Annotated in this window: 19 protein-coding genes; 4 read left to right on the top strand and 15 right to left on the bottom strand. The window is 70.0% G+C overall.

Translation table 11 applies throughout. The features are described 5' to 3' along the window. Position 1: 1 nt before the first annotated feature. Entirely contained in the window at positions 2 to 1066 is a 1065-nt protein-coding gene (locus ABDW61_RS03380; RefSeq protein ID WP_343636209.1) for a Gfo/Idh/MocA family oxidoreductase, read from the bottom strand. A 52-nt stretch (positions 1067 to 1118) separates the two neighbouring features. Here ABDW61_RS03380 and lysS point away from each other — a divergent pair, with 52 nt between their 5' ends. After that, a complete protein-coding gene (gene lysS, locus ABDW61_RS03385) occupies positions 1119 to 2660 on the top strand; it encodes a lysine--tRNA ligase (RefSeq protein WP_343636211.1) in 1542 nt (513 codons plus the stop codon). 159 nt (positions 2661 to 2819) lie between these two features. Here the strand turns inward: lysS and ABDW61_RS03390 are convergent, their stop codons facing one another. From ABDW61_RS03390 to ABDW61_RS03420, 7 genes are all read right to left on the bottom strand, one after another. Continuing rightward, entirely contained in the window at positions 2820 to 3104 is a 285-nt protein-coding gene (locus ABDW61_RS03390; protein ID WP_343636213.1) for a DUF4148 domain-containing protein, read from the bottom strand. A gap of 250 nt (positions 3105 to 3354) precedes the next feature. Next, positions 3355 to 4164, bottom strand: a complete 810-nt coding sequence (locus ABDW61_RS03395) for an enoyl-CoA hydratase (protein WP_343636215.1) — start codon at positions 4162 to 4164, stop codon at positions 3355 to 3357. Between the two features lie 30 nt (positions 4165 to 4194). Continuing rightward, a complete protein-coding gene (locus ABDW61_RS03400) occupies positions 4195 to 5340 on the bottom strand; it encodes a DUF3108 domain-containing protein (protein ID WP_343636217.1) in 1146 nt (381 codons plus the stop codon). After that, a complete protein-coding gene (locus tag ABDW61_RS03405; protein ID WP_343636219.1) occupies positions 5325 to 7091 on the bottom strand; it encodes a PDZ domain-containing protein in 1767 nt (588 codons plus the stop codon). Before ABDW61_RS03405 ends, ABDW61_RS03400 begins: the two co-directional genes overlap by 16 nt. A 56-nt stretch (positions 7092 to 7147) precedes the next feature. After that, positions 7148 to 7615: a DUF3429 domain-containing protein gene (locus tag ABDW61_RS03410; RefSeq protein ID WP_343636221.1), complete on the bottom strand. Its 468-nt coding sequence runs from the start codon at positions 7613 to 7615 to the stop codon at positions 7148 to 7150. Positions 7616 to 7649: 34 nt separating this feature from the next. Continuing rightward, the gene (locus tag ABDW61_RS03415; protein WP_343636223.1) at positions 7650 to 8414 is read right to left on the bottom strand and encodes a DsbC family protein; all 765 of its coding nucleotides are present in this window, start codon (positions 8412 to 8414) and stop codon (positions 7650 to 7652) included. Between the two features lie 41 nt (positions 8415 to 8455). Beyond that, on the bottom strand, positions 8456 to 9583 hold the full coding sequence (locus tag ABDW61_RS03420; RefSeq protein ID WP_343636225.1) for an FAD-dependent monooxygenase: 1128 nt from the start codon (positions 9581 to 9583) through the stop codon (positions 8456 to 8458). A gap of 133 nt (positions 9584 to 9716) precedes the next feature. Here ABDW61_RS03420 and ychF point away from each other — a divergent pair, with 133 nt between their 5' ends. After that, on the top strand, positions 9717 to 10808 hold the full coding sequence (ychF, locus tag ABDW61_RS03425) for a redox-regulated ATPase YchF (RefSeq protein ID WP_343636227.1): 1092 nt from the start codon (positions 9717 to 9719) through the stop codon (positions 10806 to 10808). Positions 10809 to 10867: 59 nt separating this feature from the next. Here the strand turns inward: ychF and ABDW61_RS03430 are convergent, their stop codons facing one another. The 7 genes from ABDW61_RS03430 to ABDW61_RS03460 all read right to left on the bottom strand — a co-directional run bounded on the left by ABDW61_RS03430 (position 10868) and on the right by ABDW61_RS03460 (position 21673). Continuing rightward, positions 10868 to 11320 carry an STY0301 family protein gene (locus ABDW61_RS03430; protein WP_343636229.1) on the bottom strand — a complete coding sequence of 151 codons (453 nt, stop codon included), beginning with the start codon at positions 11318 to 11320 and terminating at the stop codon, positions 10868 to 10870. Positions 11321 to 11389: 69 nt separating this feature from the next. Next, entirely contained in the window at positions 11390 to 12565 is a 1176-nt protein-coding gene (locus ABDW61_RS03435; protein WP_343636231.1) for a hypothetical protein, read from the bottom strand. Positions 12566 to 12693: 128 nt separating this feature from the next. Then, on the bottom strand, positions 12694 to 13848 hold the full coding sequence (locus ABDW61_RS03440) for a hybrid sensor histidine kinase/response regulator (protein WP_343636232.1): 1155 nt from the start codon (positions 13846 to 13848) through the stop codon (positions 12694 to 12696). Then, positions 13845 to 16886: an ATP-binding protein gene (locus ABDW61_RS03445; protein WP_343636234.1), complete on the bottom strand. Its 3042-nt coding sequence runs from the start codon at positions 16884 to 16886 to the stop codon at positions 13845 to 13847. Before ABDW61_RS03445 ends, ABDW61_RS03440 begins: the two co-directional genes overlap by 4 nt. Then, positions 16883 to 19747, bottom strand: coding sequence for a PAS domain S-box protein (locus ABDW61_RS03450; protein WP_343636236.1), 2865 nt, complete (start codon positions 19745 to 19747; stop codon positions 16883 to 16885). Before ABDW61_RS03450 ends, ABDW61_RS03445 begins: the two co-directional genes overlap by 4 nt. A gap of 9 nt (positions 19748 to 19756) precedes the next feature. Further along, the gene (locus ABDW61_RS03455; RefSeq protein ID WP_343636238.1) at positions 19757 to 20770 is read right to left on the bottom strand and encodes an NrtA/SsuA/CpmA family ABC transporter substrate-binding protein; all 1014 of its coding nucleotides are present in this window, start codon (positions 20768 to 20770) and stop codon (positions 19757 to 19759) included. Positions 20771 to 20944: 174 nt separating this feature from the next. Beyond that, positions 20945 to 21673, bottom strand: coding sequence for a CerR family C-terminal domain-containing protein (locus ABDW61_RS03460; protein ID WP_343636240.1), 729 nt, complete (start codon positions 21671 to 21673; stop codon positions 20945 to 20947). Between the two features lie 93 nt (positions 21674 to 21766). Between ABDW61_RS03460 and ABDW61_RS03465 the strand changes: the two genes are divergently transcribed. After that, on the top strand, positions 21767 to 22903 hold the full coding sequence (locus ABDW61_RS03465) for an HlyD family secretion protein (RefSeq protein WP_343636242.1): 1137 nt from the start codon (positions 21767 to 21769) through the stop codon (positions 22901 to 22903). Next, positions 22896 to 24509 carry an MDR family MFS transporter gene (locus tag ABDW61_RS03470; protein ID WP_343636244.1) on the top strand — a complete coding sequence of 538 codons (1614 nt, stop codon included), beginning with the start codon at positions 22896 to 22898 and terminating at the stop codon, positions 24507 to 24509. Before ABDW61_RS03465 ends, ABDW61_RS03470 begins: the two co-directional genes overlap by 8 nt. Positions 24510 to 24599 lie beyond the last annotated feature (90 nt).

A 24599-nucleotide genomic window follows, 5' to 3' on the forward strand; every position in this document is an offset into this window, starting at 1 on the left:
GTCAGAACACCAGCGGCAGGCCGACGCGCTGGCCGTCGCGCGCGCTGCGGTAGGCGGCGATCAGCAGCTCCAGCGAGCGCAGGCCCTCGTAGCCGTCGACCTGCGCCTGCGCCTCGCCGCGCAGCGTCTGGATGACGTTGTCGTAGTAGGCCGCGTGGCCGAAGCCGTAGACGCTGGCGGTCTCGTAGCTGGCGTTCTTCACCAGCTCGTCGTCGGGATGGGGCGTGTCGAAGGCCCAGTGCTCGATCTTGTTGACCGCCGTGCCGCCGATCTTGACCGTGCCCTTCTCGCCAAGGATGGTGATCGAGCCTTCCAGGTTCTGCGGATAGGTCAGCATCGTCACGTTGATGCTGGCCAGGCCGCCGTGGCGCAGGCGCAGCGCCAGCACGCCGGTGTCCTCGGCCTCGATGTCGCGGTCCAGCGTGGCCGTATAGGCATGCACGTTGTCCACCGGGCCGACCAGCCAGTCCAGCAGGTCCACGTAGTGGCTGGCCTGGTTCATGAAGGCGCCGCCGTCCATGTCCCAGCGGCCGCGCCAGCGGGCGGCGTCGTAGTAGCTCTGCGGGCGGGTCCAGAACACGTTGACGGTGCTCATGAAGATGCGGCCGAAGCGGCCCTGGTCCAGCGCTTTCTTGACCAGCTGCACCGTCGCGTTGAGGCGGTTCTGCTTGACGACGAAGAGCTTCACGCCGGCGTCGCGGCAGGCGCGGACCATGGCCTGGCCTTCCTCGAACTTGGTCGCCATCGGCTTCTCGCTGAGCACGTGGCGGCCGGCGCGGGCGCAGGCGATGGCCTGCTGCGCGTGCAGGCCGCTGGGCGTGGACAGCACGATCAGATCGGCATCGGAGCCGGCCAGCAGCGCGTCCAGCGACAGGAAGCCCTGCTGCGCGGGCAGGCCGGTCTGGGCCAGCGCGGCCTGGACGGCCTCGGGGCGCGTGTCGCAGACGGCGACCAGCTCGGCGCGGCCCGCGTGACGGGTCAGCGCCTCGACATGGTTCTTCGAAATGCGGCCGCAGCCGACAAGGGCGACACGGACGGGGCGGTCCAGGATGGGGAACTGAGGCATGGGGCGCGATTTTAAAAGCCTAAAATCGCGCCCAGCTTTTTCCAGGTCCACGATGAGCCAGCCCCAAGCCCCCCACACCGGCGCCGACCAAGCGGCGCCCGCACAAGACGACAACAAGCTGATCGCCGAACGCCGCGAGAAACTCGCCGCCATCCGCGAGAAGGCCAAAGCCCGGGGCGTCGCGGCCTTCCCCAACGATTTCAAACCCCAGCACCGCGCGCAGCCGCTGCAGGCGCAGTACGGCGAGCTCCCCAATGAGGAACTCGAGCCGCAGGCCGTCGCCGTGACGGTGGCGGGCCGCATGATGCTCAAGCGCATCATGGGCAAGGCCAGCTTCGCCACGCTGCAGGACGCCACCGGCGCGATCCAGCTGTTCCTGTCCAAGGACGCGCTGGGCGACGAGGTCTACAACGACTTCAAGCACTTCGACCTGGGCGACATCCTCGGCGCCGAAGGCACGCTCTTCCGCACCCGCACCGGCGAGCTGTCGGTCAAGGTCACGACGCTGCGGCTGCTGACCAAGTCGCTGCGCCCGCTGCCGGACAAGTTCCACGGCATGGCCGACCAGGAGCAGAAATACCGCCAGCGCTACGCCGACCTGATCTCCGACGGCAAGGCGCGCGAGCGCTTCGTGGCGCGCTCCAAGGCGGTGTCCTCGATCCGCTCCTACATGGTGGAGAACGGCTTCCTGGAGGTCGAGACGCCGATGCTGCACCCGATCCCGGGCGGCGCGAACGCGAAGCCCTTCATCACGCATCACAACGCGCTGGACCAGGAGATGTACCTGCGCATCGCGCCGGAGCTCTATCTGAAGCGCCTGGTGGTGGGCGGGTTCGAGCGCGTGTTCGAGATCAACCGCAACTTCCGCAACGAGGGGATCAGCGTCCGGCACAACCCCGAGTTCACGATGATGGAGTTCTACGCGGCCTACTGGACCCACCAGGAGGTCATGAGCTTCACCGAGGAAGTGATCCGCCACGCGGCGCGCGCCGCGACGGGCAGCGCGGTGGTGAGCTACGCCGGCAAGCCGGTGGATCTGGAGAAGCCGTTCACGCGGCTGTCGGTGCGCCAATCGCTGATCGTGCACGCCGGCGTGAGCGAGGCCGAGGCCGATGACGCCGAGGTGCTGCGCGCCCGGCTGAAGGCGCTGGGCGAGGAAGCGCCGGCGCACTGGGGCCTGTCGGCGCTGCAGTTCGGGCTGTTCGAGGCGGCGGTCGAGGAGAAGCTCTGGGAGCCGACCTTCATCGTCGACTACCCGGTGGAGGTGTCGCCGCTGGCGCGCGCGTCGGACACGGATCCGACCCTGACCGAGCGCTTCGAGCTGTTCATCACCGGCCGAGAGTACGCCAACGGCTTCTCCGAGCTGAACGACGCCGAGGACCAGGCCGCGCGCTTCCAGGCGCAGGTCGCCAACAAGGACGCCGGCGACGAGGAGGCGATGTTCTTCGACGCGGACTTCATCCGCGCGCTGGAGTACGGCATGCCCCCGACCGGCGGCTGCGGCATCGGCATCGACCGGCTGATGATGCTGATCACCGACAGCCCGTCGATCCGCGACGTGATCCTGTTCCCGGCGCTGCGGCGCGAGGGCTGAGCAACGGCGGACGGCCGCTGGCCCTCTCCCCAAGCGGGCGACGGCGCAAGAAAAGAAGGCCCCAAAGCAGAAAGGGACACCGCGAGGTGTCCCTTTTCCTTTGGCCTTCCCCTGGCCGGCCGGTGCGCCCGGCAGTGTCGAGGGGGGAAGCGGCGTGCCTTACTTGGCGGCGTTGCCTTCGTTCGACGCGCCCTTCTTGGCGGCGGTCTTCTGCGCGGCGGCCTTGGCGGCCAGTTGGGTAGCCGTCGGGGCGTTGATGCCGTTGTTCAGGGCACCGACGCCGGCCTGCTCAGCGCTCAGCGCGGCGACCTCGCCGGAATCGCGGGCGGCTTGCAGCTCGGCGATCACTTCGGCGCGGGTCTTTTCCACCGGTTCGGCGGCGAAAGTGACGCCGGCGGTCAGGAAGGCGGCGGCGATCAGGGCGGTCTTGGTCAGCGTGTTCATGGTGGGCTCCTCAGCGGTTCGTGGCACCGGACTCCGCACTCCGCGTCGTCCATGGGCTGAACTCTAGGCGTCGCCCCTCCGGGAAAACACTAGCCATTCTGGAAAGATCCGTTCACGGATCGTCAACAATCGCGGCCGCAGGGACAGGCGTACACCGCTCGGGGTCAAGGATTGTTTCAGTTTCGACGCCCCGTCCCCGCCACCCTGCCCGTGACTTCCTCACCCGCTTGCGGGCGAGGGCCGCCCCCCTTCAGCGGTGCTTGAAGATCGGCGCCCGCTTCGCCAGGAAGGCTTCCATGCCTTCGCGCTGATCGTCGGTGCCGAACAGCGCATGGAAGTGCCGGCGCTCGATCGCCACGCCTTCCGTCAGCCCGCCCTGGTACGCCAGGTTCACCAGCTCCTTGATCAGCATCGTCGACGGCCCGCTGAAGCCGTTGATCGTCTCCGCCGCCGTCAGCGCCTCGGCCATCAGTTGCTCCGCCGGCACCACCCGCGACACCAGCCCCGCGCGCTCCGCTTCCGCCGCGTCCATCATCCGGGCCGTCAGCAGCATGTCCATGGCCTTGCTCTTGCTGATCGCGCGCGGCAGGCGCTGCGTGCCACCCGCGCCGGGAATGATCCCCAGCTTGATCTCCGGCTGTCCGAAGCGCGCCGTCTCGGCCGCGATGATGAAGTCGCACATCATCGCCAGCTCGCAGCCGCCGCCCAGCGCGAAGCCCGCCACCGCGCCTATCACCGGCTTTCGCACCTGCAGGATCGTTTCCCAGTTCTTGGAGATCAGCCCGCTCTTGAACGCCGACATGAAGGTGTGCGGCGCCATCGTCGGGATGTCCGCGCCCGCGGCGAAGGCGCGCTCGCTGCCCGTCAGCACGATGCAACCGATGCCGTCGTCCGCGTCGAAGGCCAGCAGCGCGCGGCCCAGTTCATCCATCAGCGGGTCGCTCAGCGCGTTCAGTTGCTTGGGGCGGTTCAGGCGGATCACGCCGGTCTTGCGCTCGCCGGTGCCGGCGACCTCGACCAGGATGTTCTCGAAGCTCACGCCGCTCAGGGCCTGGATCATGGGATGTCTCCTCAGCTGGAATGGCGGCAACTATAGAGGCGCCGACGCCGCCGAAGATGCCGGCGCCACCGGCGACGGCGCCGCCGGCATCGCCTGCCGGGGCGGCGCCTTCAGCACGAGGTCGATCTGCGTGCGCGGATCCTTCGCGCGGTTCTGCCACAGCCGCACCCGCACCGGCAGGTACTGCAGCGACGGCGCCAGCCAGAATTCGGCCTGCATGTCGCCGCGCGTGTCGCTCATGTCGGAGTCCACGTGCCACGCCGGGATCGGCCCGAGCGGCGTCGCGACCTCCTCCAGCGCGACGATCCGGTAGCGCCACAGATGGAGATTGCGCGGCAGCGCCAGCGGCTGCTGGATCAGCGTGTCCCCCGCCACCGTCTGCCGCCCCGTCAGGAACAGCCAGGTGAACTGGACGAACTGGCTGGCCGCGTCCTGCGTGCCGTCGGGCGCTGGCTCGCGGCGTCCGTCGGCCATGATCACGCCGCCGATGTCGAAGCGCAGCGTCGAGTGCCGCCCCCCCGCCAGGCCGCCGGTCACCTCATCGAAGCGCCGCGGCACCAGGCCGATGGGCGTGATCTCGCCATCGCTGCTCAGGCGGCGCGACATCAACGGCGCGATCTTCGGCCCGATCCACGCTTCCAGATGGACCTGGTAGTGCGAGCCCTCGCGCAGCCATTGCACCTGGGCATCGCCATAGACGGGGCCGCGGTAGTCGCCGGTCAGCTTGTAGTCGAGCTCGGTGGACAGCGGCCACTCGATGCCCGGCATCCAGTCGCCGGCCGCCTCGGAGACGGCCAGCGCCGGCGGCATCGCGAGCGCCTGCAACTCGGGCGGCGGCTGGCTCGCGGCGGGATCGGGGGGCAGCGGCGCCGGGCCGGCGCCCACGGTCGCCGGCAGCGTCTGCACGACGCGCTTGGGCGCGCCTGGCGGTCCTTCCTGCTTCGCCGCCGCCGCGGGCGGCGGGGGCGCGGCGGGCTTGAGCTCGCGGACGAATGCCGCCTTCAGCCGCTCGGGCTCCGGCGTTGCCGGCATCCACTGGTCATGCAGATCGCGCGCGCCGCTCAGCAGCCACAGGTGGACCGCCAGCACCGCCAGCGTCAGGGCGGCCAGCGCGACAGCGCCGCGGCGCCGGGCTCTGCCGGGTTCGCCGCGGACGGCGCTCAGCCGCCCAGCCATGCGCGCCGCAGGCTCTGCGCGCGCGCCGGCGCCTTGTCCAGCAGGCCCAGGCAGACCGGCCGCGCGGCGCTGTCCTGGGTCGGCAGCGTCAGCATCAGCGTGAGCAGCCGCTGGTCACGCGCCACCAGCAGCTCGAGCTGCTGCGGATCGACGTGGTTCAGCGTCAGCGGCAGGTCCTCGAGCTTGCGGATGCGCCAACCGTTGCAGGCGATCAGTTCATCGCCCGCGCTCAAGCCGGCCGCCAGCCCGGCGCCCTCCAGCAGCACGTTCTTGATCGTCACCACGCCATCGGCCTCCGCCACGCGCAGGCCCAGGCGCTGCGCCAGCGTCGGCTTGTCATGGGACCAGCGCACGCCGAACTTCTCCAGCAACTGCGGCAGCGGCAGGTCGTCGGTGCCATGCACCCAGGTGGACAGCGTCTGCGCGATCGCCTCGCCGCCCAGGTCCGCGAGCTTGGCCAGGATGCGGGCCTCGCTGACCAGGCCGCCGCCGGTGTCCTTCCACAGACCGCGCATCAGGTCGTCGAGCGAGGCCGGCTTGTCGCCCTTCTCCGCGCCGCGCAGCGACAGGTCCAGCGCCAGCGCCACCATCGCGCCCTTGGCGTAGTAGCTCACGACGGCATTGGGCGTGTTCTCGTCCTGGCGGTAGTACTTGGTCCAGGCCTCGAAGCTGGAGCGCGCCACGCTGTGATGCTTGCGGCCCGGCGCGCCCAGCACCTGGGTGAAGGTCTGCGCGATCAGCTTCAGGTAGCGCGATTCGTCGATCAGGCCGGCGCGCACCAGGAACAGGTCGTCGTAGTACGAGGTGAAGCCCTCGAAGAACCACAGCAGCTCGGTGTAGTTCTCCTGCTCGTAGTCATAGCGCTCGAAGACATCGGGCCGCAGCCGCTTGACGTTCCAGGTGTGGAAGTACTCGTGGCTGATCAGGCCGAGCAGCTTCGCGTAGCCCTCGCTGACCTCGGTCTGCCCGAGCCGCGGCAGGTCGCGCCGCGACGCGATCAGCGCCGTGCTGGCGCGGTGCTCCAGGCCGCCGTAGCCGTCGTCGGTGCAGTTCAGCAGGAACACGTAGCGCGCCATCGGCGGCTTGCCCTTGCCGTTGTGCCAGAAATGGATCTGCGTCTCGCAGAGTTTCTGCGCGTCGCGCAGCAGCCGCTCGCCATCGAAGACCGGCAGCGCGCCCGATACGACGAACTCATGCGGCACGCCGCCCGCGACGAACTCGCCGCGCCAGAACGGGCCCAGCTCGAACGGATGGTCGGCGAGCTCGTCGTAGTCGGCCGCCTCGAACTGGCTTTTCGCGTCCTCGACCGGTGTCATCGCCGTCGCGATGTCCCAGCCCGCCGGCAGGCCGGCCAGCTCGACGCGATGCGGCAGCTCCGTCTTGCCCTGCGCGCGCAGGCACAGGCTGGTCGGGTTGAAGAAGCCGCGATGCGCGTCCAGGAAGGCTGCGCGCACCGAGGTGTCGAAGGCGTACACCGGATAGCTGACCACCAGCGCGGCGCGGCCGGTGCAGTCGAAGCGCCAGCGGTTCTTCGCGATCTGCGTGACCGTCACCTCGCGCGTGCCCTGGCGCGCCGTGATGGCGCCGAGGTGACGGGAGAACTCGCGCACCAGGTAGCTGCCGGGGATCCAGACCGGCAGGCTCAGGACCTGGTCCGGATCAGGCGCCGGCACGGTCATCGTGACCTCGAAGCGGTGCGCGTGCGGATCGGCGGCGGCGATGCGGTAGTGGATCGTGGGGCGGGCGGTCATGAGGGCAGCCTACAAGCCTTTTGCCCGGCCGCGGCGCGCGGCTGGGCGGTTCTCGATCACGTGCCTTGGGCGGCGATGAAGCAGCTCAGCGCGGCCACGGCGCTGAGCCGGAAGCGCAGGGTCAGCCAGGCGGACGCGCCCAGCGCCGGATAGGTCCGGCGGTCCCACACATAGCAGGCGATCAGCAGCGCGCCCTCGACGACCAGCCCGGCGTAGGCCGGCATGGTCGAGGCGATCCAGGCCAGCAGCGCCGGCACCACGCCCCAGATGAAGGGCGCCGGCGACGGGATGTTCTGGCGGAAGCCCAGGCCCCAGTGGATCGCGCCGAGGAAGGAGATCACCACCGCCGCGTAGCGCGACAGGCCGTCGGTGACGTAGGGATGGGCGTCCTCGCGGACCAGCCACACCAGCGCCGCGCCGAGCACGAACGGGATCAGGCCAGCGTAGCCGAGCCGCAGCGCGACCGGGTTGACGGAGGCCGAGGCGGCATGGGCCGGGGCGGTGTGGGCGGAGCGGTCGTTCATCGAAGTGGGCGGGGCCGTGGCGATCCGGGCCGGATCAGGATTTCTTCTGGGCCTTGTCCGCGTTCTGGACGGCCTGCAGGCGCTGCTCGAGCTGCTCCGGGCTGATCGCGCCCGGCGCGCGGGTGCCGTCCTCGAAGAGGATGGCCGGCGTGCCGGTGACGCGGATCTTCTGGCTCAGCGCGAGGTTGCGGTCGATGGCGGTGGCGTCGCAGCTGGCCTCGGACTTGGGCAGCGCGGTGCCGTCGATCATCCAGTTGCGCCAGGCCAGCGTGTTGTCCTTGGCGCACCAGGCGGCGCGCGACTTGGCGGGCGAGTCACCGCCCAGGATCGGGATCACGAAGGTGTAGACGGTGATGTTGTCGACCTCCTGCAGCGACTTCTCGAAGCGCTTGCAGTAGCCGCAGTTCGGATCGGCGAAGACGGCGATGCGGCGCTTGCCGTCGCCCTTCTTCCAGACGATCGCGTCCTTCAGCGGGAGCGACGCGAACTCGATCGCGGTGATCTTCTCGATGCGCTCCTGGGTCAGACGGCGGCGGTTCTTGAGGTCGAGGATCTCGCCCTCGATCAGGTACTGGCCGGTGGCGTCGGTGTAGCGGATCTCGCTGCCGATGCGCAGTTCCCAAAGGCCGGGGATGGGCGCGGGACGGACCTCGTCGATCTTGATGTCCTTGGGCATCACGGCGGCGAGGTTCTTGCGGATGGTCTCCTCGTTGGCCTGCGCCGAGCAGCCGATCAGGCCGAGCACGGTCATCGCGGCGGCCAGGGCCAGGGACTTGCGGGGGAGGATCGAGGACTTCATGGGGGACTTTCGAAAATCGTGGGACGAACGGACAGGACCGTTCAGTGGCCGAGCGCGCGCGCCGTGAGCCATTTCTTCAGCGGGCCGGCGCGATCGACCAGGCGCAGACCCTCGTTGCGGAGCCGCGCGATCACCGGCACCTGGCTGGCGAAGCCGCGCAGCAGGCTGTCGGTCAGTTCGCCCATGGCCCAGGTCGGCGCGGCGCGGGCGCGGGCGTAGCGGCGCAGCAGTTTCTCGTCGCCGAGGCTGCGCCAGGACTCGCGGGCGGCGATGACGTCGACGAGGGCCTCGACGTCGGCCAGGCCCAGGTTCAGGCCCTGGCCGGCCAGCGGATGGACCAGGTGCGCGGCATCGCCCAGCAGCACCCAGCCGGGGCCGCAGAGCGTGTCGGCGCGGCACAGCTGCAGCGGCCAGGCCTGGCGCTCGCCGGCCAGCTTGAGCGTGCCGGCCGCGCCGCCGGTGGCTTCGAGCAGCGCGGATTCGAACTCGGCCGGGCCGGCGGCGAGCAGGCGGCGGGCCTCCTCGCGCGGCAGCGACCACACCAGGCCATAGCTGTGGCCGGGCTCGGGGCGGTCGAAGGGAAGCAGCGCCAGCACGTCCGGGGAGCGGAACCACTGCCAGGCCTGGCCCTGATGCGGCTTGCTGGCGGTCAGCCGGGTGGCGACGCCCAGATGCCCGTAGTCGTGCCGCTCGTAATGGACGCCGAACTCCTGGGCGGCGACGGTGTCGCGGCCTTCGCACAGGGCCTGCAGCGTGGCGGGGACCGGCTCGGTCACGCGCTGCACATGCGGGGCGAAGCGCAAGGCGGCGTCGAGCTGGTCCTCGAGCGCGGCGGCGTCGACGATGTGGGCCAGTTCGCCGGCGCCCTGCTGCCAGGCGCTGAAATGCAGTTCGGCGCCGGCGCGGTCGCCGTGGATGCGCATGTCGTGGACGGGGGTGCGGGCGTCCTCGGCCAGGCCTTCCCAGACGCGCAGGCGGCTCAGCAGCGCGACGGAGCTCGCGTTGAGGGCGTAGGCGCGGACGTCGGCCGAAGCGCCCGAAGCGCCTGGGGTCGCCGGGGCGGGCGGACGGGTCAGCAGGGCCACGCGCAGGCCGCGGGCGCCGAGCGCCAGCGCCAGGCTGCGGCCGACGCAGCCGCTGCCGCGCACCAGGACGTCGTACTTTTCCATGGGCGGGGATTGTAGGCAGGGGCGGCGGCGGTGCTCCCTGGAAGGAATTGCGGGTTGACTAAAATGCCGCCTTCTTCGCCTGCGCGCGTCGCCGCCGGCCCACACAAGACATCAGCTTTTCCGAAAGTCGACCATGAGCCTCAAATGCGGCATCGTGGGCCTGCCCAATGTGGGCAAGTCCACCCTCTTCAACGCGCTGACCAAGGCCGGCATCGCCGCCGAGAACTATCCCTTCTGCACCATCGAGCCCAATGTCGGCATCGTCGAGCTGCCGGACCCGCGCCTGGGCCAGTTGGCGGAGATCGTGAAGCCGGAGCGCATCGTGCCGGCGATCGTGGAGTTCGTGGACATCGCGGGCCTGGTGGCTGGCGCGTCGAAGGGGGAAGGCCTGGGGAACCAGTTCCTGTCGCACATCCGCGAGACGGACGCGATCGTGAACGTGGTGCGCTGCTTCGAGGATCCGAACGTGATCCACGTGAACGGCAAGGTGGACCCGATCGCCGACATCGAGGTCATCCAGACCGAGTTGTGCCTGGCGGACCTGGGCACGGTGGAGAAGAGCCTGCACCGCTACAACAAGGTGGCGCGGGCCGGTGACAAGGAGGCGATTGCGCTGGTGAAGGTGCTGGAGAAGTGCCAGGCGGCGCTGGACCAGGCCAAGCCGGTGCGCACGATCGACTTCAGCAAGGAGGAGCGGGTGATCCTGAAGCCGCTGTGCCTGATCACGGCCAAGCCGGCGATGTTCGTGGGCAACGTGGCGGAGGATGGTTTCGAGAACAACCCCTTCCTGGACCGGCTGAAGGAATACGCGGCGGCGCAGAACGGCCCGGTGGTGGCGATCTGCGCGAAGACCGAGGCGGAGCTTTCGGAGATGGAGGATGAGGACCGCGCGATGTTCCTGGCCGAGATGGGTCAGGACGAGCCGGGCCTGAACCGGCTGATCCGGGCGGGTTTCAAGCTGCTGGGGCTGCAGACCTACTTCACGGCGGGCGTGAAGGAAGTGCGGGCGTGGACGATCCACATCGGCGACACGGCGCCGCAGGCGGCGGGCGTGATCCACACGGATTTCGAGCGCGGCTTCATTCGCGCGCAGACGATCGCCTTCGAGGATTTCATCCAATTCAAGGGCGAACAGGGCGCGAAGGACGCCGGGAAGATGCGGGCGGAAGGCAAGGAATATGTCGTCAAGGATGGCGACGTGTTGAACTTCCTGTTCAACGTCTGATCCGGGACGAATATCCGGAGAGATTCCAAAGGGCCTCATTCGAGGCCTTTTTCTTTTTCTCAGCGGCAGCCGGCTTCTTTTAACCGGAAGGCCGAATCCCGCTTGCGCTCCTGAACCATCCTGCACTCGGTGTAGCCCTTCAGCGGCCGGCTCAGCACCACCGCCGTGCGGTGGTACGTGCATACCGCATAGGCGTCGTCGAGTGCGTCAACTTTCCAGGTCGCTGTTTCCGTCACGCCGCCCTGTCCATCCTTCTTCTGGCGCAGATCGTCATAGATGGCGCCATCCGACTTCGTCACCGGACCGAGATTGATCATGAATCCCGTCAACGCGTGGCGCGCCGGGCCGGAACCCTCGACAGTCGCACTCCACCCGGCCGGGGTTTGGAGCGCCTTTTGCTCGGTCGGACCAAGTTCGGCTGGGCACGAAAAAGGCTCCGGCGCGGCGCATGCCGTCATCGAGCCCAGGATCAGGAATGGGGGCAGCACGACCCGAAGCAGAGAGGTCACCATTGGATCGTCTCGTCATCGAGGCCAAGGAATGTAAGCAAGTATCGAGTTGCATGTGGCCGCGGTGACCATTCAATGAGCGACCTGAAGCTCGGCAACCAACTGGCTCTTGGTCTTGGATTCCAGCTCTGCCCGTTTCATCTTGAGCTTTTCCAGCATGAAGCCGTTGGTCAGATCGAAGCTGTCCAGCAGCGAATACCAGTTCATCACGTAGAGCTTCATTCGCGGCCGGTTCAAGACAAGGCCGAGATCACCGCGATCTGAAAGCTCTTCGAGTCGATCTTCGATCAGGACCGACGCCGAGGAAATCTGCCGGCCCACGAGGATCAGCTCGAAATGCATCTTGACGGATTTGAACTCGGGCAACCGCCTGAGAATCTCTGCGTAGTCCTCAAGTTGCCTCAAGTGCTTCGTGTTGAGGGAGATCGCCGGACGCTTGATCTCGATGACGATGCATTTGTAGATTTGTCGCCCGCTCGAATCGAAGGTCGGAAATTTCCTTGCCAGGAACAGGTCCGCCTGGCGCTTCGCGCCTGGAAGATCGTCTGCCTGCTCGACATCCGCCAGTTCAGGTTCGGACGTCCCGAACACTTGATCGCGGGCCTTCCTGGCGATCTCGGCAAAGGTATCGTCTTCGGCGCCCAGCGTCTCGTACTGCGGACCAAAAAGCCACGTATTGTTTTCAATGATCCGCTGAAGATCCGGCGTTTCGAGCACGTCACGATAGTGCGCGGTCATCAGATGCCGCATTTGCTGCACCGCCATCGCCCGCCGTTGCAATACCTCGATGGAGGCGGCGATGTTTTCCATCGACGACAAGCGAAGTTGATTCGCCAGGCGCGTCATTGATTCGGCATCCAATTCGAGAACGCCGTCCAGCACATCCATCAGCGCGTCGCTCTCATTCGACACCGCCAATCGATCAAGCAGGCGGATGATGATCTTGGCCTGCTTTTCGTTGCCGTCGTCGAATACCCGTGGGTCCGCGATATAGATCTGCCGCACCAGTTCGCGCGTGTGCTGAAGCCGCCAGGTTTTTTCCGCTTCGTCCAGTTCGTCATAGGTCGGGAAATACCCGCCTCGCTCAAATTGCTGCACGACCTCGTCGGCCCGCTTGCGGGCGGCGTCGACAACCTGGTCTTCGATCCCTCCGGTCGGCGCCACGCCCGCGCGCGGTTGAACCTGCTCTCCAGCCACGTCCTTCGTCCCCATCTCGTCACCACCTTCAACACCACGGCAAGCAGTCATTAAAGGCCCGTTCGGGGAGGGTCGATTTCAGCGGCGCCCGGATACGTTGCGTGTTGGCCTCATGGGCGCTTCGAGAGTTGAGCAATCCCCACAAGGGCTCGAATCCCACCATCCGATTCGCAATGAACTCACCCTTGCGGCTGCGCCGGCAGCGCGAACCGGAAGGTCGCGCCTTGCCCTGGCGCCGACACCGCCCAGACCCGCCCCCCGTGCCGCTGCACGATGCGCTGCACGATGGACAGCCCCACCCCATGGCCCTCGACGCCATCCGCCCCCTTGAGCCGGATGAAGGCATCGAACAGCCGCTCCGCATCCGCCGGATCGAAGCCCGGACCGTCGTCGCTGACGAAAAAGACCGCCTCCGCGCCATCGCGCTCGCCGCCGATGCGGATCGTCGCCTCGCGGGGCGGCTCGCTGCGGCTCGCATACTTCACCGCATTGCCGATCAGGTTCGCGAACACCTGGCGCAGCATCGGCCCGTCCGCCACGACCGGCGGCATCTCCCCGACGACGAAACGCACCGCCGCCGCGCCCGCCACGCGCCGCTGTTCATCGACAACCTCGCCCACCAGCGCCGCCACATCGACCGGCGCGAGCGCCAGCGCACGCCGCCCCATCTGCGACAGCCGCATCAGCGCCTCGATCAGGTGCGTCATGTGCTCCGCCGCCTGCTGAATGCCCTCGAGCCAGCTGCGCTCGCGCGGCGACAGCGTCTGCACCGTCTGCTGCAGCAGCACCGAGAAGCCGAGCAGCGCATTCAGCGGCGTGCGCAGGTCATGCGACACCGACCGCGTGAAGGCGTCCAGCTCGCGGTTGCTGGCCTCGAGCTCGTCGGCCCGCTGCCGCAGGCTGGCCTGCAGCGCGGTGTTCTCGCGCCGCAGGCGGCCGATCTCCACCGCGCGCCCCAGCACCGGCAGGATGGACGCCAGCCGGAATGGCTTGAGCACGTAATCCGTCGCCCCCGAGCGCATCGCCTCCACCGCGGTGGCGATGCTGCCCTCGCCCGTCATCACGATGCCCACCAGCTGCGGATCGATCTGCAGCGCCGCGCGCAGCAGCTCGATGCCGGTCATGCCAGGCATCACCAGGTCGGTCAGCAGCACGTCGAACGGCCGCCGCCTGAGCTCCGACAGCGCCGACGCGGCGCTCGCGTGGCCGGCCACCTCGTAGCCATGGCCGCTCAGCGTGTCGCGCAGCGCCTCCATGTGGCGCGCCTCGTCATCGACGATCAGCAGACGCACCGGCGCGGGACTCGCTGGACCCGCGGGACCGTTCGGACTCATGCGTGCTCTCCCTTCAAGGCCGGCTGCGGCACCAGCCGCGCCAGGGCCGTCCGCAGCTCGCGCAGCTTGGGCGGCTTGCCCAGCACCAGGTCGACGCCAGGCGGCGTCTCCCCATCCGCGATGAGGCGCTGTCCCCAGCCGGTCAGCAGGATCACCGGCAGCCCCGGCCGCCGCGCCTTGGCCGCCAGGGCCACGCGCCGGCCGTCGACATAGGGCATGCCGAGGTCGGTCACGACCGCGTCGAAGCCGCCGGCCGCCTCGTCCCGCAACGCGTCCAGGCCCGCCTGCCCGCCATCGGCCGTCACCACCGCATGGCCGTCGCCTTCCAGCGATTCCCGCAGCGAGCGCAGGATCAGCGGATCGTCGTCCACCAGCAGGACACGCAGCGGCCGCGCGGGCGCCAGGTCCACCGGCTCAGCCGCGGCGGCCATCACGGTCTCCGGCGCCGCGAACGCCAGACGGACCGTGGTGCCGCCGTCGACGCGGCTGTCGATCTCCAGCACCGCGTCATGCCGCTGCGCGACGCCGTAGACCATCGCCAGGCCCAGGCCGGTGCCGCGCTCGCCCTTGGTCGTGAAGAAGGGCTCCAGGCAGCGCCGCCTCGTCGCCTCGTCCATCCCGACACCGGTGTCGGACACCTCGATCAGCACCCGATGCCGCCGCGCCGCCGGGCCGGCATCGGCGCCAGCGTCGGCCGCCGGCCGCATCGACGTGCGCAGCGTCAGCACGCCGCCATCGGGCATCGCGTCGACCGCGTTGAAGATCAGGTTGATCAGCGCCTCGCGCAACTCGCTCTCGCCGCCCAGGATCTCGGGCAGCGCGGGGTGGAGCTCGCTCACCAGCCGGATCACCGCGCCGCGCTGCTGCGGCATGTCGCTCCAGCGCGCGCGCGTCAGCTCCACCACCTGCGGGACCAGCTCGTTCAACTGCAGCCGACCGTGGCGCGCGGTCGAATCGCGCTGGCGGTAGAACTCGCGCATCCGCGCCACCGTCGCGGCGACGTCGTCGATGGCGCGGGCGATCACCGCCAGCCGCGAGCGCGTGCGCTCGTCCAGGCCCGGCGTGCGCTCGAGCAGCTCATCGGTGTAGAGCACGATCGGCGAGATCGCGTTGTTGATGTCGTGCGCGATGCCGCTGGCCATCTGCCCCAGCGCGCGCAGCCGCTCCTGCTGCATCACCGTCTGCTGCGATTGCGTCAGCTCGTCGTACGCGCGCTGCAGGTCGCCGTGCAGCTGCGCCTGGCGCGCCGCCAGCGCGACGTGCGCGCTGAGCTGGCGCAGGAACTCGCACTCCGCGCTGGTGAAGCCGTGACTCGGCTTGCGGGCCGCCAGCAGCAGGCCGAACGTACTGTCGCCAGCCCGCAGCGGCGCCAGCACCATCGAATGCAGCCCGTGATCGACCAGGCGCCGCGCGAGCGGCAGCGAGAGCTCCGTGAGATCCGGCTCGTAGACCAACTGCCCTTCCAGCGCCCGCGCCACGTCGGTGCCGCCCACCGGCACCACGCCATCGCCCGATCCCGGCGCGCCCGCCAGCGCCTCGAAGCCAGTGCCGGTGCGCACCGGCGCGAGCATGCGCCGCTCGGCATCCAGCGTCAGCACGCTCACGAGCCTGGCCGGCAGCCGGTCCTCCAGGCTGCCGATCACCACCTGATAGATGCTGGGCAGATCGAGCCGCTCCGCGATCGCCGCGGTGATCTGGTCCAGCAGTTGCAGCCGCTCGAGCTGCGCCTGCAGGCGCGCCTCCGCGCCCTGCCGCTCGGCCACCTCCGCGCTCAGCGCGGCGGTGCGCTCGCGCACGCGCGCCTCGAGCGCATCGTTGGCTCGCGCCACGTGCTCCGCCTTGGTCTGCAGATCGTCCGCCATCGCGTTGAAGGCATTCACCAGATCGCCCATTTCGTCGGCGCGCGTGCTCGGAACACGGATGCTCATGTCGCCGGCGGCCAGCGACCGGGCGGCGCGCGCCAGCGAGCGCATCGGCCTGAGGATGCCGCCCGCCAGCAGCAGGCCGGCCACACCCGAGCCCGCGATGATGACGGCGGCCAGCGCGAGCCGCTGGCGCGTCATGCCGTCGATCTCCGCGACGAAGGCCCGCTCCGGCACCATGTAGAACACGGTCCAGTCCACCGTCCGGAAGCGCCGCGCCACGCCGTAGTTCCATTGCGCGTTCACCGGCGCCCAGCCCCGGAAGACCGCCAGGTCCGGCGCGGCCGAACGGGCCCGCTCGAACTGCTCGGGGAAGGGCCGCACGTCGGTCAGCAGCTCCCGCGTGCGCGCGCCGAAGCGCTGCTTGGCCACGAACTGCTCGAGCTCCGCCGGCGGCAGCGCGCCGCCGGGCCGGAACACGATGTCCTCACTGTAGGTGTGGGCGATGCGGATGCCGGCGTGATCGAAGATGACGGCGAAGCTGTCCTTGCCCGCCTGCTCATTCGAGCTGCGGACCGCCTGCCAGAACGCCTCCGCCCGCACCCAGATCGCGGCCACGCAGCGCACGCCGTCCGGGCCCGCCAGCGGCGCGAAGTACCCCACCGTCGGCGCGGCACCGCTGCGCGGCGACGAGATGTAGGGATCGGAAATGACCTCGCGCCCGGCCAACGCCGCCTGGACGTTGGGCCGCTCGCCGAGTTCGGCGCCGACCAGCTTCTCTTCGGTCGCCGCGATCACACGCCCGCGCGCGTCGATCAGCGCAGCGCCGCGCACGGCCGCGTCGCTGTTGGGAAAGGTCGAGAGCGCCCCCTGCACGCCGGCCAGCAGGGCGGCCCGCCGCGGCGGATCGGCGTCGCAGAATGCGCCGGACTCCGGAAGGCGCACCAGGCGCTGCGAAGCGTTGCGGTAGCCGCGATGGAAGGCATCGACCTCGCGCACGATCTGGTCGGCCCGCGCCTCCAGCAGGCTCTTGAGGCTGTCCAGCATGCGCTCGCGGCTGTGCCTCAGGTCCACGTAGGCCCACAGCGCCAGCGGCAGCGAGGACACCGCCACGACCAGCGCCGCCACCTGCAGCCGCAGCGGCCAGCGCGCCGGGAGCCAGGCCGCGCCCCTCACGAGGTCTCCCTGATCGCGCGCCACAAGGCCCGGCGCAGCTCCCGCAGCTTGGGCGGCTTGCTGAGCACCTGGTCGACATGCCGTGGCATGTCGCCCTCGTCGACCAGCCGCTGACCCCAGCCGGTGAGCAGGATCACCGGCGTGTCGGGCGACGCCGCCTTGACCGCCGCCGCGACCTGGCGGCCATCGATGTGCGGCATGCCCAGGTCGGACACGACGACCTCGAAGCGGTTGCCGCGATGCATCGCGGCGCGGAACGCATCGATGCCGGCCTGCCCCGCGTGCGCCGTCTCGACCGCATGGCCGTCCGCCTCCAGCGTCTCGCGCAGCGACCGCAGCAGCAGCGGATCGTCGTCGACCAGCAAAATCCGCTGCGGCGGCGGCGGGTCCTCGGACTCGGCCGGTGGCGGCGGGGCGGCGCCGGCGTCCTCCGGCGGCGCGCTGAAGCGCAGCGCCACCCGAGTGCCCTCGCCAGGCGCGCTGCGGATGTCGAGATCGGCGCCATGCCGCTGCGCGATGCCATAGACCATCGCCAGACCCAGGCCAGTGCCGCGCTCCCCCTTGGTCGTGAAGAAGGGCTCCAGGCAGCGGCGCCGCGTCGCCTCGTCCATGCCCATGCCAGTGTCGGCGACCTCCAGCGCCACCGCGCTGGACAGCACCCCCGACGCGGTCCCGGACGCCAGCTCGACCGCCGTGCGGATCGTCAGCTCCCCGCCGTCGGGCATCGCGTCGACGGCGTTGAAGACGAGGTTGATCAGCGCCTCGCGCAACTCGTTGTCGGTGCCCAGCACCACCGGATCCTCGGCAGCCAGGTCGGTGTGCAGCCGGATCACCGCGCCGCGCTGCAGCGGCATGTCGCTCCAGCGCGCGCGCGTCAGCTCCACCACCTGCCGCACCAGCTCGTTCAGCCGCACCCGCGCGAGCGCCAGCCCGCTCTCGCGCTGGCGGTAGAACTCCCGCATGCGCGCCACCGTCGCGGCCACGTCGTCGATCGCGCGGGCGATGTTCTCGAGCGCGCGGCGCGCCGGCGCGCTCAGCCCGGGCTCGCGCTCGAGCAGGCTCTCGGTGTAGAGCATGGCCGGCGAGATCGCGTTGTTGATGTCGTGCGCGATGCCGCTGGCCATCTGGCCCAGCGCCCGCAGCCGCTCCTGCTGCAGGATCGCCTGCTGCGTCTGGCGCAGGTCGTCGTAGGCCTGCTGCAGCGCCGCGTGCAGCTGCGCCTGGTGGCTGGCCAGGCTGACGTGCTCGCTGAGCTGCTGCAGGAACTCGCAGTCGCTGCTGCTGAACGCCTGCGCCTCGCGCCGCGCCACCACCAGCACGCCGAACACGCGGTTCTCCGACTGCAGCGGCGCCATCACCAGCGAGCGCAGCCCGCCCCGCGCCAGGCGCTGCGGGAAGGGGAAAGGCACCGCGTTCACGTCGGGCTCGTAGACCAGGTGGCCCTTCACGCACTGGGACAGGCCGTTGCCGTCGATCGAGAGCGCCGCCTGCTCCGGCAGCGCGATCTCCATCGCCAGCGGCGCGCTCTTGATGCCCACGCCGGTGACACGCAGCGTGCCGCCCTCCGGATCGCGCAGGCACACGCAGCTGAAGTCGACCGGCGCATGGTCCTCCAGATGCCGGATCACCGCCTGGAAGATGCTGTGCGGATCCTGCCGCTCGCCGGTCGCGCGCGTGATCTGGTTGAGCAGATCCAGCCTCGCCAGCTGCGCCTTGAGCCGGGCCTCGCCGAGCTTGCGCTCCGTGATGTCCCGCAGGAAGGCGTTGAAGCTCACGCCGCCGCCGCTCGCGCGCAGCGCCGTGATCGCCAGTTCGATGGGGAATTCACTGCCGTCGCGCCGCAGCGCGCGCAGCTCGACGCGCCGGTCCAGCACCGTCGCCACGCCGGTCTCGAGATAGCGCCGCAGACCGGCCCGATGCGCGTCGCGGAAGCGCTCCGGCACCACGACATCGGCCAGCGAGCGGCCCGCCACTTCGTCCCGGCTCCAGCCGAAGATGGCCTGCGCCTGCGGATTCCAGTGCGTGATGAGGCCCTCGGCATCGATGCCGACGACCGCGTCGAGCGCGGCATCGAGGATCAGCCGGGTCCGCTCCTCGCTGTCGGCGAGGCGGTCGCGCGAGACCGTGGTGGTGCGCAGCAGCGCGCTCATGCGGTCGAACTCGCGCGCCAGCTCGGCGATCTCGTCCGAGCCGGTGTCGCCGACGATGTGCGCCAGATCGCCGGCGCCCACGCGCCGCATGCCTTCGCGCAACCGGGCCAGCGGCCGCGCGATGCCGCGGAAGACGAAGAACATGCTGCCCGCCAGCGTCGCCGCGAGCGCCGCCAGCAAGCCCAGCACGATCGCGAAGGCGCGCTGCTGCGCGGCCCCGACTTCCTCGCGGCTGATGTCCTGCAGCCGGAATGACTCGGTCATCATGATCAGCGACTTGCGCGCCATCGCGGCGGTCAGCCGCCCGGCCCATTCGTCCAGGACCAGGTGATCGCCCTCGCCCGCCTGGCGCGCGCGCTGCGCCCGCACCAGCTCGGCGAACACCGCCGGCGATTTGTCGTAGGCCTCGCGGATCTGCGCGACGCTCTCCTGCTCCTCGCGCGAATCGAAGTCCGCCGCCCGGCCCAGCACCGCGCCCAGCGAGCGGTAGGCGCTGGCCCACTGCACCTCGATGCGGGTTTCGGGCTGACGCGCGTACTCGAGCGACAGGTAGCGCAGGCCCGCCACGGACTCGACGATGTCGGCCGCGGCGCGGTTCTTGTGGATGCCCCGCTCCACCTGGCGGCCGGAGATGCCCAGCGCGATCGCGATGGCCAGCGCCGCGGCCGCGCAGGCGGCGCCGACGATCGCGAAGCGGGTGGAGATCTTCATGGCGTGCCGCTACCGGATGATCGTGACCGCGCGCGGCTTCACCGCGGCCAGGCCGTCGAGGTACACCGCGTCGAGGAAGTTGGGCGCCTGCGCCGCCGTCGCGACGCGGTTCTTCAGCGCCCAGCGCCCTTCGTCCTCCAGCACCACCAGCAGATGCTGCTCCAGCGTCAGCGCGAAGCGGCTGCGCGCGAGCAGTTGGCGCGTCTCGCCCGGCGCCTTGCCCAGCGAGCGCGCCACGATCGGCTCGCAGGCGGCCGGGTCGCGCGCGAGCAGTTGCTCGGCCCGCTGCAGCGCGGCGAGCACGCGCCGCGCCGTCTCCCCGCGCTGCAGCGCGAAGCGCCGCAGCGCCGCGAGGTTGAAGCTCGAGTCGTAGACGCCATCGCTCGGGAACACCGCGGCGCGATCGCCGAGCTGCCGGCGCGCATCGTCGATGTAGGGCTCCCAGGTCGCGATGGCGTCGACCTCGCCGCTGGCCAGCGCGCCGGCCAGCTCCTGCGGCTTGCGGTCGACGACGCGCACGTCCGCGCGCGAGAGCCGCTGGCGCACCAGCATCACGTCGAGCATGAAATCGCCGCTGGTGCCCGCGCTCACGCCAATGCGCTTGCCCTTGAGCGACTCCGGCGATCCGACCCCCAGGTCGGTGCGGCCGACGATGGCATGGTCGCTCTGCGTGGACAGCGTGGCGAGGATGGTCACCGGATGTCCGCGCACCGCGGCCAGCGCGACGGGCAGTTCGGCGACGGTGGCGAGATCGGCCTTGCCTTCGAGCACCGCGTCCAGCGCGGCCTTGCCCGAGGGATGCCGCTGGACGGTGACGGTGAGACCTTCGCGCTCGAAGAAGCCCTCGGCCAGCGCCACGAAAGCCGGTGCCGCGCCGGCATAGGGCGTCAGCGCGATGACGAGGGATTCGGGCCGTCCGGACGGCGCGAGCGGCGCGTCATCGGCGCGCTCGCAGCCGGGCAGCAGCGCGAGCAGCAGTGCCGCGGCGAGCATGAGCGCCCAGGCGCGCGGCCTTGCGGCCAAGCGCCATCGTCCCGCGACCCCATCGATCCTGCTGGCGTCGGACATCGCAGCCCCCCTGCGTGACAGGGCCGGCGAGCGCTGATGCGCCTCTTCCCGGCCCGCTGATGACCGGACGATTAGAGGCTCAAGCCCGCAGGAAGTCCAGCCAGCCGGGCCCGTGGCTTGCCCACGCGTTCAGGGGACAGCGGCGTGTGGCGATTCCCCGCGCCAGCTGTCCATCAGCACGCGGCTGTGCACGCGCGCGGCGCGCTTGATGGTCGCGACCTCCTCCGGGCCGAAGCGCTCCCATCCCAGCTTGGTCAGCATCGTGCGCCGGCCCAGCGAGAACACCATCACCTGGCCGCACAGCATCATCACGCGCATGGCCAGCAGCGGGTCCGACACCGGCATGCCGCAATAGCGCGACACCAGTTGCGCGGACAGCTCGCCCATCTGGGGCCGCAGCGTCTTGTCGAAGATTTCGAACAGCACGCCCGGCGCGTGGCCGATCTGCTCATGCGCGATGAACAGGCGGCGGTACTCGGCATCGTCGGGCAGCAGCTGGAAATCCGTCAGCGCGTCCAGCATCCCGCCAAAGGCCTCGAAGAGCTGGTCCGGCGTGGCGCCGGGGTCGTCCAGCACCTGCCGCGTGCGCGTCACCACCGGCCCGAAATGCGCGGCCGAGCTGTCCGCGATGTACTGCGCGCAAGCGCGGTACACGCCTTCCTTGTTGTCGAAGTAGTACTGCAGCGCCGGCGCATTGACGCCCGCGGCCTTGGCGATCTCGCGCGTCGACGCGCCTTCGAAGCCGCGCTCGCTGAACAGCCGCAGCGCCACATCAATGATGCGGCGGCGGGTTTCCTCGCCGCGCGCATAGGCGGCTTCGGCACGGTGACGGGGGGCTCGGACAGGGCGTTGGGTCATGGAACCAAAAATATAGCACTTGACATAAATATTCCGACTGGAAAAAGATATCGACCGGAATAATTCATCGCGCCGGCGCTGCCGGCCTGTCCCATGTCGCTCCAGACTCCCGCCGGCCCGAACGGGTCTCCTTCCGCGCCGGCATCCTCGCCGGCGCCTTCGCCGGTCCCTGCGCCGGCCGCTGCGCCCGCCCGCGGCCGCCAGCCCCTCCTGATGACCCTGGCCGTCGCCGCGCTGGTCGCCGCCGGCGCCTACGGCGCCCATTGGTGGAGCGTCGGCCGCTTCATCGAGAGCACCGACGACGCCTACCTGAAGGCCGACGGCGTCACCGCCGCGCCCAAGGTCGGCGGCTATGTGACGCAGGTCTACGTCGTGGCCAACCAGGCGGTGAAGCGCGGCGATCCGCTGGTCAAGCTGGACGCGCGCCAATACCAGGCCGCGGCCGATCAGTCGCAGGCCACCATCGACGGCCGCAAGGCCGACATCCGCCGCTACGAGGCGGACATCCTCCAGCAGCAGGGCCAGCTCGCCCAGGCGAAGGCCCAGGCCGACACCGCGCGCCTGTCGCTGGCGCATGCCCAGGACGAAGTCACGCGCCACACGCCGCTCGCCGCCACCGGCGCCACCAGCGCCGAACGGCTGGCCGAGCTGCGCAACACGCGCGACCAGGCGATGGCCAGCCTGGCCGCCGCCCAGGCCGCGGTGAAGGCCGCTGACGGCCGCTTGAAGTCGAGCCAGGCGCAGGTCGCGCAATCGAAGGCGCAGGTCGAAGCCGCCGAGGCCGCGCTGCGCCAGAACCACCTGGACGTCGACGACACCGTCGTGCGCGCGTCCATCGACGGCCGCATCGGCGACACCACCGTGCGCGTGGGCCAGTTCGTGCAACCGGGCACGCGGATGATGACCGTGGTGCCGACGCAGGACGTCTATCTGGTCGCCAACTTCAAGGAGACGCAGATCGGCCGCATGCGCGCCGGCCAGCCGGTGACGCTGCATGTGGACGCGCTGCCCGATGCGGACCTGCACGGCACCGTCGAGAGCTTCTCGCCCGGCACCGGCGCGCAGTTCGCGCTGCTGCCGTCGGAGAACGCCACCGGCAATTTCACCAAGATCGTCCAGCGCGTGCCGGTGCGCATCCGCGTGCAGGCCGAGCCGGCGCTGCGCGAGCGGCTGCTGCCGGGCCTGTCCGTGACCGCCGAGATCGACACGCGCGGGGCGCGCCATGGCTGAAGCGCTCGCGCACGCGGAGCCTGACGCCCACGCCGGCGACTGGATCGCGGTGGCGGCGGGCGCGCTGGGCGCGCTGATGGCGACGCTGGACATCTCGATCACGAACTCGGCGCTGCCGCAGATCCAGGGCGCCATCGGCGCTACCGGCACCGAGGGGACCTGGATCTCGACCGGCTACCTGATGTCGGAGATCGTCATGATCCCGCTGGCCGCGTGGCTCACGCGCGTCTTCGGACTGCGCAATTTCCTGGTCGGCAACGCGGCGCTGTTCACGCTGTTCTCGGTGCTGTGCGGGCTATCGGGCAACCTCGCGACGCTGATCCTGGCGCGCATCGGCCAGGGCTTCACCGGCGGCGCGATGATCCCCACCGCGCAGACCATCATCCGCACGCGGCTGCCACGCCATCAGCTGCCGGTGGGCATGACGCTGTTCGGCCTGATCGTGCTGCTGGGGCCGCTGCTCGGGCCGGTGCTGGGCGGCTGGCTGACCGAGAACGCCAGCTGGCACTGGTGCTTCTTCATCAACGTGCCGGTCTGCGCCGCGCTGCTGGCGCTGCTGCTGCTCGGGCTGCCGGCGCAGCGCGCGCATCTCGAGGAGTTCATCCGCGCCGACTGGCTGGGCATCGCCGGCCTGGCGATCGGGCTGTCGACGCTGACGGTGGTGCTGGAGGAAGGCCAGCGCGAGCGCTGGTTCGAGTCCTCGATGATCGTGGCGCTGAGCCTGGTCTCCGCGGCCGGCATGCTGATGATCGCGCTCTCGCAGCGCTACGCGGCCCGGCCCATCCTGCGGCTGAAGCTGATGCGCAACCTCCACTACGCCAGCGTCATCGTCATCGTGTTCACGGTCGGCGCGGGCCTGTACTGCATCTCCTATCTGGTGCCGCAGTTCCTGGCGCTGATCGCCGGCTACAACGCGCAGCAGTCGGGCGCGATCATGCTGCTGGCCGGCGTGCCGGCCTTCCTGATGATGCCCGTCCTGCCGCGCCTGATCACGCGGATGGACCTGCGCATCCTGGTGGTCCTGGGCCTGCTCTGCTTCGCCGCGAGCTGCCTGCTGGACGTGGGCCTGACGGCGCAGAGCGCCGGTCATGACTTCGTCGGCTCGCAGCTGCTGCGCGGCCTGGGACAGGTGCTGTGCATGATGCCGCTCAACCAGGTCTCGATGGCGACGGTATCGCGCGAGGACTCCGGCGACGCCGCCGGCATCTACAACATGGCGCGCAACCTTGGCGGCTCGGTGGGACTGGCCATCGCCGGCACCTTCATCGACCGCCGCAACAGCCTGCACGTCGAGCGCCTGAGCGAAACGCTGAACGCCAATTCGGTGCTGCTGCAGGAGCGCCTCGCGGCTGGCGCGGCAAGCCGCTTCGCCCAGGTCGGCGACTTCGCCCACGCGCAGCTGCAGACGATCCGCGAGCTGGTCCTGAGCATCCACCAGCAGGCCAGCGTGATGACCTTCTCCGAAACCTTCCACGTGCTCGCGGCCGCGCTGCTGCTGTGCATTCCGCTCGCGCTCACGCTCAGGACGCCCAGGCCCGCCGGACCTGCCGGGCCTGCAGGCGCGATGGCGCGCCCGCCCGCGCCCGCGACCCGCGACGCGCATTGAGACGCCCCCCGACTCCGCCATGAACGCCAGACTTCCCTTCGCCTTCCCCTTCCCCCGTCCCCTGGGCCGGACGGCGCTCACCCCCTTGTC

The organism is Roseateles sp. (assembly GCF_039595595.1).
Taxonomy (GTDB): domain Bacteria; phylum Pseudomonadota; class Gammaproteobacteria; order Burkholderiales; family Burkholderiaceae_C; genus Roseateles.

Coding starts and splice junctions, on each gene's coding strand:
- ABDW61_RS03420 (WP_343636225.1), bottom strand. CDS start 9,583: ATGGAAAAGTACGACGTCCTGGTGCGCGGCAGCGGCTGCGTCGGCCGC.
- ychF (WP_343636227.1), top strand. CDS start 9,717: ATGAGCCTCAAATGCGGCATCGTGGGCCTGCCCAATGTGGGCAAGTCC.
- ABDW61_RS03380 (WP_343636209.1), bottom strand. CDS start 1,066: ATGCCTCAGTTCCCCATCCTGGACCGCCCCGTCCGTGTCGCCCTTGTC.
- ABDW61_RS03450 (WP_343636236.1), bottom strand. CDS start 19,747: ATGAAGATCTCCACCCGCTTCGCGATCGTCGGCGCCGCCTGCGCGGCC.
- ABDW61_RS03395 (WP_343636215.1), bottom strand. CDS start 4,164: ATGATCCAGGCCCTGAGCGGCGTGAGCTTCGAGAACATCCTGGTCGAG.
- ABDW61_RS03435 (WP_343636231.1), bottom strand. CDS start 12,565: ATGACTGCTTGCCGTGGTGTTGAAGGTGGTGACGAGATGGGGACGAAG.
- ABDW61_RS03415 (WP_343636223.1), bottom strand. CDS start 8,414: ATGAAGTCCTCGATCCTCCCCCGCAAGTCCCTGGCCCTGGCCGCCGCG.
- lysS (WP_343636211.1), top strand. CDS start 1,119: ATGAGCCAGCCCCAAGCCCCCCACACCGGCGCCGACCAAGCGGCGCCC.
- ABDW61_RS03470 (WP_343636244.1), top strand. CDS start 22,896: ATGGCTGAAGCGCTCGCGCACGCGGAGCCTGACGCCCACGCCGGCGAC.
- ABDW61_RS03465 (WP_343636242.1), top strand. CDS start 21,767: ATGTCGCTCCAGACTCCCGCCGGCCCGAACGGGTCTCCTTCCGCGCCG.
- ABDW61_RS03430 (WP_343636229.1), bottom strand. CDS start 11,320: ATGGTGACCTCTCTGCTTCGGGTCGTGCTGCCCCCATTCCTGATCCTG.
- ABDW61_RS03405 (WP_343636219.1), bottom strand. CDS start 7,091: ATGACCGCCCGCCCCACGATCCACTACCGCATCGCCGCCGCCGATCCG.
- ABDW61_RS03400 (WP_343636217.1), bottom strand. CDS start 5,340: ATGGCTGGGCGGCTGAGCGCCGTCCGCGGCGAACCCGGCAGAGCCCGG.
- ABDW61_RS03390 (WP_343636213.1), bottom strand. CDS start 3,104: ATGAACACGCTGACCAAGACCGCCCTGATCGCCGCCGCCTTCCTGACC.
- ABDW61_RS03410 (WP_343636221.1), bottom strand. CDS start 7,615: ATGAACGACCGCTCCGCCCACACCGCCCCGGCCCATGCCGCCTCGGCC.
- ABDW61_RS03440 (WP_343636232.1), bottom strand. CDS start 13,848: ATGAGTCCGAACGGTCCCGCGGGTCCAGCGAGTCCCGCGCCGGTGCGT.
- ABDW61_RS03460 (WP_343636240.1), bottom strand. CDS start 21,673: ATGACCCAACGCCCTGTCCGAGCCCCCCGTCACCGTGCCGAAGCCGCC.